This is a genomic window from Edaphobacter aggregans DSM 19364, from assembly GCF_000745965.1.
Taxonomy (GTDB): domain Bacteria; phylum Acidobacteriota; class Terriglobia; order Terriglobales; family Acidobacteriaceae; genus Edaphobacter; species Edaphobacter aggregans.
The window spans coordinates 1-15,882 of sequence record NZ_JQKI01000109.1; the positions used below are offsets into that span (position 1 = coordinate 1).

Sequence of the window (15,882 nt, forward strand, 5' to 3'; positions counted from 1 at the left end):
GGGATCGCACAACGTGGGATCGGGCCGCGCAACTCGTGGCAGCATTTCTGCCTGCCGTGCGAATAATTCATCCCTGGCCGCATGAGCGTTTCGCCGTCAATCACCCAAGGTGGAAGCCCGGTGCGCGAATTGCGCCCGCCGGGTTTTGTGCGGGGGGCACTCAGCAATGAGTGTCCCTACCGCGATCGGGGAGGCTTTCCCCTGTGAGCGAAGATTCAATGGTGAGCAGAGAGATTTCGTGTGTCAGGCGAGCGTCCGCGGGGACAGAGTCGCCTTCGCGCAGGATCAACAGATCTCCGAGAACGAGGTCTTGAACCAAGAGACGCTGTTGGGTGCCATCACGAATCACGGTAGTTTGTTCCGGCATCATCTTTCCCAGGGATGCCAATGCACGTTCTGCTCGATCTTCCTGTACAAAACCGGGGATGGCATTCAAAAAGACGATCGCAAGGATAATGAGGGCTTCATAGGAGATTCCGGAGCCGCCTTCGAGCTTGGATACAAGTATCGTTACCGCAGCTGCGCCAAGGAGCAAGTAGACCTGCGGGTCATGGAATTGGTTGAGGAGACGCTTCCATGCGGGGACATGGGCCTTTGTACGTAAGGTGTTCAGACCATAGAGCTTCTGGCGTCTTTGCGCCTCTTGGGACGCGAGGCCTGCTTGAAGATCGGATCCCAAGGCAGCAACGACTACCGAGACCGGCTGTTCGTGGGGCAATTGGCGGATAGACGAGTCGTCGAGCATTTGCCGTATCGATGAACCGCACCTTCAGTCACTGTGACGCTCAGAGAATTTAATGGATCGAGCAGAAGTTCGGTTTTACTGTTCTTCTGCATAGACGATGGCTCCATCAATGTATCTGTTCGGCGACATGTACTCTGTGACGTCAGTCACAGAAGCGAAACAGGAGCAGTCTGTATTGTGCAAAGCATAGATCCAGAAAGGCCAGACGCTATGACTCCCGATCAGATTGTATTGGCAACCGATTTTTCGCCTGCCTCCTCGGCTGCACTATCCATTGCGGGAAGATTTGCCCATATATTCAAGGCCAAGGTCTTGGTTGTGCATGTCTTCCAGTATGTGGCTCGCCATCAGTATCAGGTGCCTGTGGGTTGGATGATCGAGTGCATTCGGAGAGACGTTCAACATAGGATGAACGAGACCAGGAAGGTCCTCGCCGACAGTGGGGTGGAAACAGAGGGGAGGATGATCGAAGATGGATTTCCATCACTAGAGATCCTCAACGCCCTCCAGACGTGCAAGAACCCTCTTCTCGCTATGGGAACCCATGCGATAGGAGGTATGGACCGCTTCGTCCTTGGCTCAACGGCTGAAGAGGTTTTGAGGCAAGCATCGTGCCCAGTCATTACAGTAGGGCCACACGTCACTTCTGAAGAAGGAAGTGATCCCAATTTTCATAAAGTGCTTTATGCCACCGATTTCAGCGACGCGTCCTTAGCGGCAGCGCCATTCGCAGCGATGCTTCGGAAATCGTCGTCGGCATCTCTTCGAGTTCTTCACGTGTCAGCCGACCCAGATTTTGTTGGTACTTCCGAAGATCAGAGTTTCGATCCTGTCCGGAAAGCTCTTGATAGCAATGGGCCTGAGAGTACAGGGCACGCTGCGGAGTATGTCACCTTGCACGGAAAAGATGTAAGCCAAGCGATAACGAATGAAGCCGAACGCTACCCTGCGGATCTTCTAGTGCTTGGAGTACACCGCGCGTCTGCGTATGCCTCGCATCTTGCGCCAAAGATCGCTTTTCAAGTGATTGCCGCCGCCCCGTGCGCTGTCGTTACTATCTCTTCCTGATGTGCATTTGGTGCGTGTGCGGTAATTGATAGGAAAAGAGTAGCTATGGGAGACAAGAGAGAGGCACCACGCCGCGATGTGAGGCGCCTGTGGAACCGCATCTCCGTCGTTGTGTCATTCCTGGCTATCATTCTCTATCTTTCGTTGCACTATGCGTTTCATGTCAAAAGTAGGATCTCTACACTTCCGCTATGGGTTGCAGTGACCGTGGGCGGACTGCCGTTGCTATATGACCTAGCGCGGCACGTGCTCAAAAGGCAATTTGGTTCCGACGTTCTGGCGGGGCTTTCGATCGTTACTGCCACTTTGATGGGGGAACTCCTCGTCGCGACGATCATCGTACTGATGCTTTCAGGAGGGCAGGCATTGGAGGAATTCGCGACCCAGCGCGCATCGTCCGTTTTGAATGCGCTAGCGAAGCGTATGCCCAACGTAGCCCATCGCATCGTAGATGGGACAGCGCGTGACATCACCGTGACTGACATTGCTGTCGGCGACCGTCTCATCATCTTCCCGCACGAAATATGCCCGGTGGATGGGACAGTTGAATCTGGGGCGGGAACAATGGATGAATCGTTCCTGACAGGCGAGCCGTTTCGTATGCGCAAAATTGCGGGCTCCCAGGTGATCTCCGGTGCGCTCAACGAAGACTCCGCTCTCACGATCATTGCAGACAAGCTTGCCGTGGATTCGCGCTACTCGCGCATTATGGAGGTGATGCAGACAGCTGAGCAGCATCCTCCCAGGATCCACCGCTTGGCCGATCGTTTGGGTGCAGTCTATACGCCTGTTGCTGTCGCAGTGGCTTTGGCGGGGTGGTTGTTGAGTGGCAACCCGGAACGGTTTTTAGCTGTGATCGTTATCGCAACACCGCGCCCACTTCTCTTAGCAATTCCCATATCGATTATTGGGGCCATTTCGCTCTCGGCAAAACGTGGAATTGTAATCAAGAAACCGGTTGTCCTGGAACAGGTTGGACAGATTCAAACGATGTTCTTCGATAAGACGGGCACATTGACCCATGGCGAACCAATCGTGACTGAGACTCTGTGCTTTTCTGAAGCCGACCCGATCAGCATCCTTCGCTTGGCGGCAAGCCTAGAGCAATATTCGAAACACCCGCTTGCAAGCGCTATCCTTCGCGCCGCGGGGGATAAAAAGATCGTTCTCCAGAACGTGGAAAACATCAGTGAAAGACCAGGCGAGGGATTAACGGGGTACATAGCGGGGCAGAAGATCCTTGTCACGGGAAGACGGAAGCTTCCCCCGGAGATGGCAGCTATCCTGCCAGCGACCACTTCAGGCATGGAATGCGTGATCGTCGTGGACAACCGCGTTTCGGGTCTGCTGAGGTTTCATGACCGTCCCAGGAGGGAGGGAAAGCCCTTCATCAGTCACCTTAGGCCGAAGCATCATGTGAAACACATGATGATCTTGTCCGGGGATCGTGATAGCGAGGTTCACCATCTTGCGGAGATAGTCGGGATCACCGACGTCCGTGCAAGTCTGGCACCAGAGGAGAAGTTGAAGATCGTACGCGCCGAGACGGAGAAGGCCCCTACTCTCTTTTTGGGAGATGGCATCAATGATGCGCCGGCGATGATGGCTGCAACCGTGGGAGTGGCATTTGGTCAGAACAGCGATATCACGGCAGAAGCTGCTGGGGCTGTGATTCTCGAACCCACGCTGAGCAAAGTCGACGAACTCCTCCACATCGGACGACGAATGCGGCGGATTGCGCTACAAAGCGCCATTGGGGGAATGGTCCTGAGTTCACTCGGAATGATCGCCGCCGCCCTTGGCCTTCTACCTCCACTTGCAGGAGCGGTCGGCCAGGAAGCTATCGATTTGTTTGCCGTGCTCAATGCGGTTCGTGCATCAATCCCGACAAAAGAATTGCGGGACTTCTAAGGATGCCCCCCGCCAAGCTATGGTTAAGGTTAGAACATGTGGCCTTGATCACAGCGCGGTCGCATTGAAACCGACAGATAGGCTTATTCGGGAGTGGTATCCGAAACATGCGATAGCCCACCACGCGCAAAATCATGAGATACGAACTCAGACTTCGCCGATTGCTCCTAGCTGCGGCATTGCCGTTCAGATATGAGTTGGCTCTGTCCTGATGAGCACCTTCAGGACGTCGTCACGCTGTTCCTTGAACAGGGTGTAAGCGTCGAGGATTCGGTCCAGTGAGAAGGAGTGGGTGAGCAATGGTGTCAGATCAATTCGGCGATTGAGAACGAGTTCCATGAGCCTACGCATCCGCTCCTTTCCACCGGGACAGAGCGTGGTGACAATCTTGTGATCGCCGAGTCCTGCAGCGAACGACTCCGACGGAATGGCCAGCTTGCCCGAGTAAACTCCGAGACTGGAGAGGGTGCCTCCGGCTTTGATTACACGGAGCGCGTTTTCGAACGTTTGCTGGAGGCCCAGCGCCTCGATAGCGACATCCACTCCATGACCGCCAGTAAGACGAAGGATCTCGGCGACTGGATCCTGTTTCCTGATATCGATGGTGTGAGTGGCCCCCATCTGAAGCGCCATTTGCAGACGATGCGGATTTGCATCGACCGCGATAATACTGCCGGCACCGTGGAGCTTGGCTCCGAGCACCGCGCATAGCCCGATGGGTCCGGCGGCGAAGACTGCGACTGAATCGCCAAGCATGACGGGTGCGCTTTCCGAAGCCGAGAATCCCGTACTCGCAATGTCAGCCAGCAAGATCACTTCTTCGTTACGCAATTCATCGGGGATTATCGCCATGTTCGCTTGTGCATTCGGGACCAGAGCATACTCTGCCTGAACGCCATTGATAGTGTTGCCAAACTTCCAGCCTCCGATAGGCCCCCCGCACTGGGAGAGATTGCCGCCGAGACAGTATCCGCATTGGCCGCATGGCGTGATCGCACCGACCAGTACCCGGTCGCCAAGCTTGTATCCGGTGACGCCCACGCCGAGTGCATGGATCGTCCCGACAGCCTCATGGCCGATGGTCAGGCCTGGCTTGACGGGATACTCGCCCTTCAGGATATGAACATCCGTCCCACAGATAGTGGTTACTGAGACCTTGATGACTGCCTCTCCGAAGCCAGGCTGTGGAATCGCGCGCTCCTCCAGAGCGATCTGGTTGGGACCCCGAAAGACAAGCGCTTTCATCGGGTGCGCCGCAAGAGTTGCAACTGCCACGTTTTCTGGGGCTTCGGTCGTCGAATTCGGCATTGTGTGACCTCCGAAGCAGAGTAGCGGAGTGGGTTGGATCTAACCGTGGCGCTCTAACCTAACTGCAATGCAAGCATTCTCTCTGAAAACAGACCGCATTGGCTGTGATATGCGTCACAGCCAATGCAATATCCGGATGAGAATCTTTAGTAGATCTCTATTAAAGGAGTTAGTTATGGCGACGATTACCTCACCTATTCCGACAGATTCAACCGAAGTGTTCGCAAGCTTCAAGAAGTTCGTAGTTGCGTACGATTGTTCGCCCAGTGCAGAGGCCGCCTGCGAGCCGCAGGCACCGATTGCGCACGAGCTCAGGTCTGGACGCTGCGAGAACGCTTCTTGAAACTGTGTGCGCGGGTGATCGTCTCGGTGCGGCGCATGGTCGTACATCTGCCTGAATCGTTCCCGCTTCTCGCCACCTTCCGGCACCTTGCGCTGGCCCTCGGAGCCGCGCCGGGATAACCTCGGCCTCCACAACCAGAAAAACTCACTTCCCACCATCACGCAGGATACGTTTCAGGAAAAGCTGCGCTCAAAAACCCTTCATCCCACCCACGGCGCGGTCACACACGCTCCCGCTCCCGCAATCCAAACATCATCAGCCCGCCCAAAGTATCTTCGCCGCAATCTTGCACTCACAACAACGGTTCGCCGTGCCTTCATGAATGATGCAGGCTAGTGCTCCTTCGGAATGCCGGCCTCTGTTGTCTCCGTCATTTCCATGCGAGTGGCCTCAGCCTCTTTCTTCACCAATCTGAGCGCCGCCAAACGTATCAACACGATACCGGGCATCGACAGTGCCCAATAACGCCGGAAGTGTGCACGGGATACGGGGTCGGTCGTGACCACCCTAGTCTCAGTGCAGGCCATCGACTTTGCGCTGCCTAGGGGATCAGCCCGCAATGTCCATGCGATCTTCGCGTATCCCGGCTCCTTAAAGGCCGCAAACTCCGCTGGGGAGAGAGCACGAAAAACAGGCCGCACACGCCACGGCTGAGTGACTGCCCCAAAGATGATCTCCCGGCCCCGGTCTTCGCTCAGAACACCCCAGCCCCACAACTTCGCTTGTTCGAGTAGGCCAAGTCGCGGCACCTCTTCCCCATTTGATACGGAGCCGAAAGGCAGTTCACGAATCCTAAAGAGTGCGCGCACTAACTTGGACTGTTTGAGATCCATACCAATTGCGGCAGCATACGTCGCTTTGGCTGGCGCGGAAACAGCTACGCAATGGTATTCTCGGACTTCATACTCGGGGAGAAACGGTTCGAGTCTTGAATCTTGGCCCTTGCCTCCCATGCTCCTCTTCCGCCCAAACCGATACCAAGTAAGAGCTGCAAGCGTCACATAAGTAGCGCTTGCGATTGCGATCGCTGCGCCCATCCTTTTCCATCGGGTCTGAAAGTAAGGTTTCATCTTCATCTCTTGAAAAGACTCAATCAGGCCCGAGAGTTTATCTGTGATAGCGATCACTGAACTTGCGCGGAGGTGACCGCTCGGGTGTCTGATATGACAATATTGCTCTTATTCTGCAGCGCGGACTCTGGATCCCCGTAGGGATTCTCCTCTGTCTTGCCGTCCAGAACTATGTCGGCACACGGCTCAGCCGAAGCCGCGCTCACGTTGCCAACTTGTTACCTCTTGCAGAACGCCGCAGCGGATCGGAACATCTCTTCGACGCGATTGCTGGCGCCACGATCAGCCCCTTCTTTCAGCTTTGATGGATGTTCGGAGACAGGAAGACGAGCGTAACCAAAAGCTCACCACAGGTACCTTCATTCGACGACCATCAAGCAGTGGTGCTAAGACCAGTGGCGAGATGAAGTTGACGCAGCATGGCGCGCTTTTTCTCGTGATGAGCCTGCATGCGAGTGAGGATGTCCGCAAGAACCTTGACAGCCATGGCGAGATAGGACCCCTTGTTTAGCATGACACACTCAGCGCGCTCTCCCATGGCGGCATCGGTGATCTCCGAGCGGGAGGGGATACCCTTCTTTGCCAGGTTTTCCAGAACCTGTGTAGCCCAGACCACAGGAATGTGAGCGGCCTCGCTGATCCAAAGGATCTCCTCCTGGACCTCTGCAAGACGCTGGTAGCCACATTCCACAGCGAGATCGCCTCGGGCAATCATGATGCCAAGGGACCGCGTACGCATGGCGGCAAGAATAAGACTGGGCAGATTGTCGAAGCTTTTGCGGGTTTCTATCTTGAGGATCAAGCCAAGATGTTCGCCACCGAGCTTCTCCAAGTGATCGAGAAGCTGAGTCACGTCAGACTGCGTGCGGACAAACGAGTAGCCGACTATATCTGCGTGCTCGACGATAAACTTTAGCGCTTCCAAGTCATCGGGGGTGAGCGCAGATATGTCGATGCGTGTCTCGGGGAGGTTAACACCCTTCTCAGCGCCAAGGCTTTGGCCTTCAGGATGTGCCTGTGTAATTTCAACGGTGGCGAAATCTGAACCCACCTCGCGAAAGACACCGCCAATCTTGCCGTCGTCAAGCCAGACCGGCTCTCCGGGTTTTGCGTGATCGAGCATTTGTGGCAGGGAGACACTAATTTGAGCGGGTGAGATAAGTACTCCGGTCTTGCTGTATGCCGCCGGCTTTCCGAGTATGCCCTCTCGGTGCAGGATGAGCTGATCGCCTGTTTTCAGCAGGAGGGTCTGTGGAAGCACCGGAAGCTTACCGATGCGAGTTCGTCTCTTCGTGGGAACGCCACTGTCGGCTGACTTTGCATTCATCGTGAGGCCAGGCATGAAATAGATCGTCTTCTTCGCCTCGGCCCAACAACCTCTGCCCACGACCTGAGAGGTATGCAGAGTTCGCTGCGCCCTGCGGGCGTCGCGCAAGTGGATCGCATCACCCGGCCGGAGGTGTTTGAGGAAGCTGGCTGAGACCGGAATGGACACAACGTCTGTGGCTGGAGCCCGTTCACGACTAAGGTTCGGAGTTAACCAGACGCGGGCTGGAGCTACAACGCGACCGTAGACATCCCGCTTGGGTCTGCATTTGATCACCGACGGGCCGGGCTCGATGGGGCCTGTGCGCAGTTTAGGACCGGCGACGTCCATCAAGATGCGACAGTCACGACCCGTTTCTTCTCGAGCTTTCCGGAGATTGCGGATCATGCCAAGCCAAGCATCGGGATTGTCATGAGCACAGTTGATGCGCATGCAGTCCATGCCATTCCTGACGAGGTCGCGCACGAGCTCATAGTTCGTCGACGCCTCCGAAGACATAGTGACCATGATTCGGACCTTCCTACCGGATGGAGTGGGACCCAGGAGAGCCTCGGTGTTAGCGTTCAGCAATTGGATTCCCTCCTCAAACTCGATGGGTGGGTCCTCAGGGCATGGTACTGGGCCGCTGGCGCCAAGCAAGGCATTCAACGCGCGGTGGACGGTCAGGACGGTGCTGAGGACGTGACTCTCTGCGCGGCCAAGCGAGGAGAGGCCGAGAAGCGCGAGCTGGGATTGCAATGGCCGGAGATCGAGCTGGCGCAGCGCAAGGTAGTGGACAAGATTCCGGGCGCTGCGACGATGTGCTTCATGGATGGCCGTAGGCTGTTTGAGCCGGGCGGCTTCCAGATCGAGCATGTTCGATGCAAGCGAAGTAAGCTCCGCGGAGAGCTGTTTAAGCAGACGCTTATCGAGGGTTTGCATGGAGACCAGCCAGTTCAAGAACAGTAATTTTACATTCCGAACGCTACCGTCTAAGAACGTGGTCCGATCAGTGAGGGCAATAGCCGCGCTACACTAACAATCAAACTGGTAAAAAGATCGGGCAGACCACCGATCAATAAACAACCACGGTAGACGAGATTGCTTGTACTGCCGAGTTCTCATCACTAATGTGACCGTTGCTCGTCACGGCAGGGGTCGCGGGTTCGAGCCCGTCGTCCCCACCATTGATTCCAAGGCAGGTAGTTTGGAATTGGCGAAAATGCAATGAGGGTGCAAAAGGGACACATTTTTGTGTCCCTTTTGTGTCCCAAAGAGAGTTCAGCAGCCTGAGCGACATCCACGCCTTAGGGCTGCCCGAAAGCAAGGTCCTGTTCGCTCTACGCACTCCCTGAATTCCAGCCGAGCAGCGAAGACCAACGACATCACGGCTGCCTGTAACGTCATCGGCTACCTCCTGCGCTCAGTATGGTTGGTTGCACAGATAGCACCGCGAGAACAATCAGTGGCGGGCAGTCCGAACGTGTTCCGTAGCCGGTGCATGGTCCGGCGCAGGGTTTACTTGTCAGGCGCAAGACTTTTGAGTGGTCGCAATTTGCATGAGTGGCAACCTCCAAGATTGATTGTCGTGCCCACAATGGAATAAGGCGGTGATCGCTGTCACGCTCGTTGTTGGCGATCCGGAAAGAACAAATGCGGACGTGAAAAGGGTGTATGGCTTGCAAAGCACTTTTTCTAGGCGTTTTTGTCGTGTAAAGCCAGGAAGGCCTTTAGCAGAACGCGCGGATCGTAGTGCCCTTTGTATACGGGTGGCGGTGTGCGGCTCAGTCGAAGCAACGAATACACTGCTGTTTGCGCGGAGCGGATCGAATATTCCACTGTGAACACTACGTCGTCCGGGAGTTCGCAGAATTGTCCGATGAAGGCGAGGTTCTTCGAGCGCTCCGGTACTACCCTGGGACGATCGCCTTTGGCTCGACGCAGAAACTGACTGGTGATGAAAGGCATCATGCACGGGATGCAGGTGCAGGTCTCGAGGATTTTATTGGCATCGGCCTCAATCCGTAGATGTCCCATTATCTCCGTCATAATCTCCCGACCGCTGCATGCCGACATGGGTTTTTTCACGAAGTTCCCGCATTTGTCGACGAAAAGGCCATAGCCCCAGAAGACGCTGACGTCAGCGGGCTGCCCGATGAAATGTGGCTGATGAGGCAATACGATCGACGCCAACCAGTTAGACTCCGGGAAGGTAATGAGGCCACCCTCGCCCGGGACATTGCCTGTGAGATCGCTGATGAGGCGGAAGAAGGTGGGGTCGTGGAGAGTCGTGGTGAAGGACACCCACTTCGATTCGTCTACATGGTCGGTGAAGTTAGCTGGACGGCCGAACTGCGGGTGACCGACGGCGATCTTCTCCCAAAGAGCCCAGGAACCGCCGTCGGATTTACCCTTCAGGACTGGTGCCGAGTCCATTGAGCCCAGACTGGAAGCTTCGGTCATGGAGCCTAACGTGACGATTACCTTGTCCTTCGCTCCTACCTTTATCTCATCCGCATGCCCCTTACGTTCACAGAGAATGCGGTCCACGATATAGCCCACGGCGTCATGACAGAAACCGAGATCGGTGACGCGTGTACTGGAATCGAACCTCACGCCGCGCTCTTCTAGCCATTTCTGAAGCGGTCGTACCATCGAGTCGTATTGGTTGTAGACGGTTCGCATTATTCCGTCGAGCGTATTGAAGCCGGAAACCATATGAGTGAAGCGCAACAGATAGCGCCTGAATTCGACCGCGCTGTGCCAGGGTTGAAAGGCAAAGGTCGTACACCACATGAACCAAAAGTCTGTTTCAAAGAACGAGGGGTCAAACTGATCCGAAATGCTGCTTCGCCCGAGAATCCCCTCCGGCTCTAGCCCCAGACGCTCGATGGTCAAGATATGCTTTTCGCTCAGGCCAAATCTGGGCGCGTTGAGTCTGTGTCCTCCCCGAAAGAGGCGGGATTTGGATGAGGTTTTCATCGTCTTATTCCACTCGAAGATCTCCTGTGTAACCGTCTTGCGCCCATCGAGGCTAGGGATCAATGAAAAGAGGTCATAAGTGCAGAGATATTTACTTTCAAGCATTCGGCCGCCGCGCATGACGTAGGCATCTGTAGTAGTTCCGGCGGCATCGAGGCTGCCGCCGATCGTGGCTGATTCTTCAAGGATTGCGATGTTGTGGCCCGGGATGTCTCCGTCGCGAATAAGGAAGGCAGCCGCCGCGAGCGAGGCGATTCCGCCGCCAACCAAATAAAATGCTGCGTCATTCTCAGTGCGTTTTTCAGGCATGGAGTTCACACTTCTTTGCTACTTGTATGCTTTTCCGCAAGGAGAGCAATCACAAACAAGCGGCCGCAAGCGTCGCATGCGGTTGGGATGCGAAGGCCATGGTCAGGACGGGACACGAAGCCTCTGTGATGATGCGGTAGGCGATGTGAGCAGGAACGTGTGAAGCGGCCATCGAAGCTTGACGGACTCCCAGGACGATTAGCTTCGCTTTCTGTTGCCTTGCATAGGCAACCACCGCATTCGAGATCTCGCTGCCGTATGTGATTGCACAAACAGGCGGATCGATGGCCGTGCCACTCTCGTTTGCCACGTGCTGCAATGCCTCGGTCATGATTTGCAGAGTGATACGTCTGTGTGAACCGCCTTCGAGCGTCCGCGGAAGCACATGCAGGCAATGCAGCGGTGACCTCGTCACCTTGCAGATGGCGGCAGCATAACAAATCGCATGGGTCGTGGTGAGATGAAAATCAGTGGCGAAGACAACGGGGCTGTTAATCTGAGCTGCCTCGGGAGCATTCGATGCTTGAGGGCCCACCGTCAGTACTGGGCAGGACGCCTTGCGCAGGACCATTTCGGCAGTTGAGCCGAAGACGAGTCGTTCAAAGCCGTGAAGTGCATTCGTCCCAAGGATGGCTAAATCTATCGAGTCTGAGGCAATCGTCTTCAGGATCGTCACAGAGGGGATGCCGCTGCCCATGGTGGCCTCACAGGCCACACCTGATCGTCGGGCCTCTCGGAGAAGGCGGTCAAGTGAGCTTCGAGCGCTTTCATAGAGGCTATTCAATTCAGGCGGCTGCCCCCCTGTTTCTGGAGGGACAGCGTTGGCGAACTCAAAAACATGCAGGATAGAGAGACTTGCATGAAACGCAGTGCACACACTAAGGGCAGTCTGGAACGCTGCCTGCGACGCAGCGGAAAAATCGGTGGCTAGAAGAACCTTGTTGAAGGAAGGTACTGAATCGATCGTGGATGTTTGCATGGTCTCTGCTCTATTTCTGACCCGTCGGCGTGGGTCTTGATATTGGCACGGTTTATGCGGCCTCGCTTGACGAAGGAAGCGGATCGCGTCCGTATCCGCCTGAGAGCGTCGGCCCATGGGCGAAGCCGGCACGGTGCCATGGTGTAGGTAGTTTGCCCTGAATAACTAGCCGCAGATAGCTGTCTGGATGAGATGACTGTGAACGTGCAACTTCACATCGGGGTCTCACCGAAACGCACCCCGTCGGCTCAAGACACAGCGCGACCGTGGGTACGCAGGCGGGGCAGAGCCAGAAGAACTCCGTATCCGCAGAGCGCCTTTCAAGTGCATAGAGATCTCCAATGCTGGAGAGCCTGAACTCTGCGCAACAAGCAGAGTTGACACAGCTACTAACCATGAGCCACCTCTACAGCTAAATCTATGAGGTCTCGAGAAACAAAGCTGTGACAGAGATCACAGGGCTGCATATGCTGAAGTTAGGATGGACGAAGGAAATGAGACAGACGCTCAAAGAAGACTTAAGCCGAAAGCTGCTCTAGCCTCTCCGGAGAGAGAATCAGAATCGAAGCGCCACGCATTTGGATCAGTTTCTCCCTCTTGAAGCGTCCCAACATGCGAGTGACAGTCTCGCGAGAGCTACCAACGAGGTTGGCTAATTCCTCGTGTGTGAGTGCCATTGTGAAGCGCATCTCAGGCTTGCCACAGGACGCCGCCCTTCCCCAGTCGAGCAGTACACTCGCAAGGCGGCCTGCCGCCGAACCGGACAGCGCCAGGCGACGGGCATCGAAGAACACCGCTTTGTACTCCTCTGAGAGCGCCTTGGCGGCATGGAGGCTCGCTTCACCGTGCTTCTGGATAAAGGAGAGGAAGTCCTCCCGACGAATGCTTTTGATCTCAGTCGGCTCGATCGTCTCTGCTGTTACCTCATATCTCGATCCGGAGATAACCGCTCCCAGTCCGAGAACATCTCCCGGCATGGCGATCTTGAGAATCAGGGTTCTTCCTTCCCTTGAACAGCAGGAAAGCTTGACTTGACCAGTGCAGATGACGAAGACGCTTTTACTCGGCTCATCCTCCTGAAAGAGCTTTATGCCCTTCGGAAGAGACGCCTGCACGCCGATCGACTCGAAGTCGGTGAGCGCATCCTCGTCCAGATTACAGAACATTCGCAGCGAACGAAGCTCACAGGTACCGCAATCGCGCGCCGCTCGAGATGTGGGAGGAGGAGGCATTCCGAAGTGACCTCTGTGCCCAGGTGGGAAGCTGATGATTACCCTCGAGTATATCCGGCTGGATGTCAAAGCGACGAGACGCGCTTCTCCGACTAGCTTTCCGCAAAGGTTCAGCACACAGTCATTACTGGGCACGCTGCCTGAGCCAACAGATCAGGAGTCACGCCACGCTCGACGTAGGTCAGCCAGAACGACGCCTTGCGCGCGCCAAGCACGATGAGGTCCGCCTGAACCCTCTCGGCTAGGTCGAGGATGGTCTTGGCAGCGTCACCGTGCTCAACCACGCATTCGGGATTGCACCAGTCGTAAGAAGACTCGGGAATCATCCTTTTCAACGCGGATTGGAATGCTCCATCCACGAACTCCCTCTTCCAAGAGGCGACCGTCTGAAGCACATAACAGAAATAGAGATGAGCCCCGCTGTCCTGGGCGAAGGAAGTAGCGTAGACTGCCGCCTTCGCGGCCTCGGCCGAGAAATCCGTTGCATAGACAATCGTCTGGAAAGTTAGAGGAGCATCTCCAAGGGGCTTGGCATTAGGACCCACGGTAAGCACAGGGCACTTTGCATTTCGAATAAGTTCCTCCGCTGTCGAGCCCAGGATCAGTCTCTCCACTCCCGACTTGGACTGCGTTCCTGCAACGATCAGGTCGACTTCGTGCTCCTTGGCGATCCTCAGAAGGCCCGCAGAGGGTCGGTGTCCTTCAGGAGATATGGTTCGCGCATCGATCCCAGAAGCGGAGAAGTCATCCCGTAAGCGCTCAAGGTTCTCATTACTAATTCGCCGCCTTTCATTTATTGGCAGACCCATGAGTACCTCTTTGTAGGATTTGACGACAGACGGATCGAAGACATGTGCGATCTCGACAGTGGAGGAGAAGCGACGAGCCAAAGCTCTTGCGTAGGAAGCAGCTTTCTCCGAGGTGGAGGAGAAGTCCGTGGCGAGCAGGATCTTCTTCACAGAAATAGAGACGCGTTCTCCAATGACCGGCATATGACACCTCGATCGTTCAATCGTGCGCGCCCTTCCATGCTCGATACCAGGAACGATGTCTGGCTTGACCCCCATTGAACATGACGCGGTCCACCCAGGTCTGTGACGACCGTCACATCTCTAGACAGACAGCCGGGTGAACATGTTGGGGCGATCAGGTCGAGCTGAGTGCATAAGTTCGGCGGACGCAGGAGGTAGTAGATGAAAGCCTATTCAGAGTACTGGGTAGCCACAATGATCCGCGGGCTTCTTGCCGTTGTCGCCGGAACAGGGGTATTGTTCATTCCGGAGATGGCGTCGACAATTCTCCTGCTTCCTTTTGCTGTCGTGATTTCGATTCTTTGCCTGGCGGCGTACGGGACGATCGATAGCGCGATCATCCTTACAACCAGCTTCATGATTCCGCGTCAGCAGCCTGGCCGACTTGCTCTGAGGGTGCAGGGAATCTGCGGAGCTGTGATCGGAATCCTCCTGTTCGCACTGGTGTCTGACCGCGCTGAACTCCACTGGTTCATCTATCTCGCGGCGATTCAGGCGGCCACGGCAGCGATCACGGAGTTCATCGTCGCAAGAGGAACGTCGGCACACCACGGTGCGAAGTGGTGTTACGCCTCGGCGGCTGTTGCCGCGATCTCGTCAATCGCTCTCCTGTTTGGCAAAAACCTGAGTCCGCGTGAACTTGCGTGGTTGCTCTATGGCTATCTTGGAGTATTTGGATTCAATCTATTCGCGCTGTCCGCACGGATGCTCTTTGCGGAACGAGAATTTCTAAATGTCGGGCATCTCCGAACTAAGGTCACAGCGGGGCAAGAAAGATGACGATACAAGCCAATACGGTACCTTCCATGATCGGCTCATTCGCTCCAAACGCTTGCTACGACAATCTCACCATTGGCACGAACCGCCAGCATGAAGGAACTCTTCAGCAGGACTTACTCGGTGACGGCGCTTCTACTGACCAGTGGGAAGTTCGGCATAGCGGAAGTGATCCGCGGTTTACCTTAGCGTTGGCGCGTTGCTCCCGGGAGAGTCGCCCCGAGGAGTTTCACCCCGAGGCGCTCGCAGAACCGGACAGGACACTCTCGCGTCATCCGGCTCCCATCATGGAGCCACGCTACGTGCCAACTCCCAGTGGGCAAAAAGCTCTGGACAACGACGCGCGATGCTCGCGATCCAGTGCCTAGCTCTCCGAACGTGTGCACGTAGCTTTTTGTATTTACGCTTGGCCCAAAGGACCAGCTCTCGGCCCAGTTGGCGCACGATCGAGCGGAGCGCCGTGCGGTAAAACCGCCCGTAATATTGGAGCCAGCCTCGGATCATGGGATTGTAGAGACAGTTCTTCGATCGCCTTATTGCTATACGTAGGTATTTCCAGCTCCGAATCGTGTCTCGGATCGCCTTTGCCGCCGCGGTGGAAATTGCTGGACTGAAGTTCAGGAAGACCTTGCCATTGCGATTCTTTGATCTTCGCGGTCTAAACTCATACCCCAGAAAATCAAATTTCTCGTTGGTGTGTTTTCCTTTCCGTAACCCATCCTACAAACCGACCCTCTTCTTCTGTTTGCAATGTGATCCTCCCGCCCTCCGGGGTAAATTTCACGGCGTTGGTCAGCAGGTTATAGAACACCTCTTTTAGA

13 protein-coding genes are annotated in these 15,882 nt (G+C 55.5%); 4 read left to right on the forward strand and 9 right to left on the reverse strand.

The window, feature by feature from the left end:
- Positions 1-160: 160 nt before the first annotated feature.
- Positions 161-745, reverse strand: a complete 585-nt coding sequence (locus Q363_RS24660; protein WP_051979272.1) for a cation-transporting P-type ATPase — start codon at positions 743-745, stop codon at positions 161-163.
- Between the two features lie 210 nt (positions 746-955).
- Here Q363_RS24660 and Q363_RS24665 point away from each other — a divergent pair, with 210 nt between their 5' ends.
- Positions 956-1,813 carry a universal stress protein gene (locus Q363_RS24665; RefSeq protein ID WP_157467485.1) on the forward strand — a complete coding sequence of 286 codons (858 nt, stop codon included), beginning with the start codon at positions 956-958 and terminating at the stop codon, positions 1,811-1,813.
- A gap of 45 nt (positions 1,814-1,858) precedes the next feature.
- Positions 1,859-3,724 (forward strand): heavy metal translocating P-type ATPase, encoded by a 1,866-nt coding sequence (locus tag Q363_RS24670; RefSeq protein WP_051979273.1) that lies wholly within the window; start codon positions 1,859-1,861, stop codon positions 3,722-3,724.
- Positions 3,725-3,910: 186 nt separating this feature from the next.
- Here Q363_RS24670 and Q363_RS24675 read toward each other — a convergent pair whose 3' ends face one another.
- Complete coding sequence (locus Q363_RS24675) at positions 3,911-5,032, reverse strand: zinc-binding dehydrogenase (protein WP_211256333.1); 1,122 nt, start codon at positions 5,030-5,032, stop codon at positions 3,911-3,913.
- A gap of 339 nt (positions 5,033-5,371) precedes the next feature.
- Between Q363_RS24675 and Q363_RS44665 the strand changes: the two genes are divergently transcribed.
- The gene (locus tag Q363_RS44665; protein WP_245632444.1) at positions 5,372-5,494 is read left to right on the forward strand and encodes a transposase; all 123 of its coding nucleotides are present in this window, start codon (positions 5,372-5,374) and stop codon (positions 5,492-5,494) included.
- 213 nt (positions 5,495-5,707) lie between these two features.
- Here Q363_RS44665 and Q363_RS41110 read toward each other — a convergent pair whose 3' ends face one another.
- From Q363_RS41110 to Q363_RS24715, 6 genes are all read right to left on the reverse strand, one after another.
- Positions 5,708-6,124, reverse strand: a complete 417-nt coding sequence (locus Q363_RS41110; protein ID WP_157467489.1) for a hypothetical protein — start codon at positions 6,122-6,124, stop codon at positions 5,708-5,710.
- A 694-nt stretch (positions 6,125-6,818) separates the two neighbouring features.
- On the reverse strand, positions 6,819-8,693 hold the full coding sequence (locus Q363_RS24695; protein ID WP_035356130.1) for a pyruvate kinase: 1,875 nt from the start codon (positions 8,691-8,693) through the stop codon (positions 6,819-6,821).
- 753 nt (positions 8,694-9,446) lie between these two features.
- On the reverse strand, positions 9,447-11,042 hold the full coding sequence (locus Q363_RS24700) for an oleate hydratase (protein WP_035356107.1): 1,596 nt from the start codon (positions 11,040-11,042) through the stop codon (positions 9,447-9,449).
- A gap of 49 nt (positions 11,043-11,091) precedes the next feature.
- On the reverse strand, positions 11,092-12,138 hold the full coding sequence (locus Q363_RS39040; RefSeq protein WP_084080726.1) for a universal stress protein: 1,047 nt from the start codon (positions 12,136-12,138) through the stop codon (positions 11,092-11,094).
- A gap of 401 nt (positions 12,139-12,539) precedes the next feature.
- Positions 12,540-13,136: a Crp/Fnr family transcriptional regulator gene (locus tag Q363_RS24710; RefSeq protein WP_245632445.1), complete on the reverse strand. Its 597-nt coding sequence runs from the start codon at positions 13,134-13,136 to the stop codon at positions 12,540-12,542.
- 227 nt (positions 13,137-13,363) lie between these two features.
- A complete protein-coding gene (locus tag Q363_RS24715) occupies positions 13,364-14,245 on the reverse strand; it encodes a universal stress protein (RefSeq protein ID WP_035356114.1) in 882 nt (293 codons plus the stop codon).
- Positions 14,246-14,446: 201 nt separating this feature from the next.
- Here Q363_RS24715 and Q363_RS24720 point away from each other — a divergent pair, with 201 nt between their 5' ends.
- Positions 14,447-15,064 carry a hypothetical protein gene (locus Q363_RS24720; RefSeq protein ID WP_035356117.1) on the forward strand — a complete coding sequence of 206 codons (618 nt, stop codon included), beginning with the start codon at positions 14,447-14,449 and terminating at the stop codon, positions 15,062-15,064.
- A 282-nt stretch (positions 15,065-15,346) separates the two neighbouring features.
- Here Q363_RS24720 and Q363_RS46750 read toward each other — a convergent pair whose 3' ends face one another.
- Positions 15,347-15,736 (reverse strand): group II intron maturase-specific domain-containing protein, encoded by a 390-nt coding sequence (locus Q363_RS46750; protein ID WP_084080728.1) that lies wholly within the window; start codon positions 15,734-15,736, stop codon positions 15,347-15,349.
- Positions 15,737-15,882 lie beyond the last annotated feature (146 nt).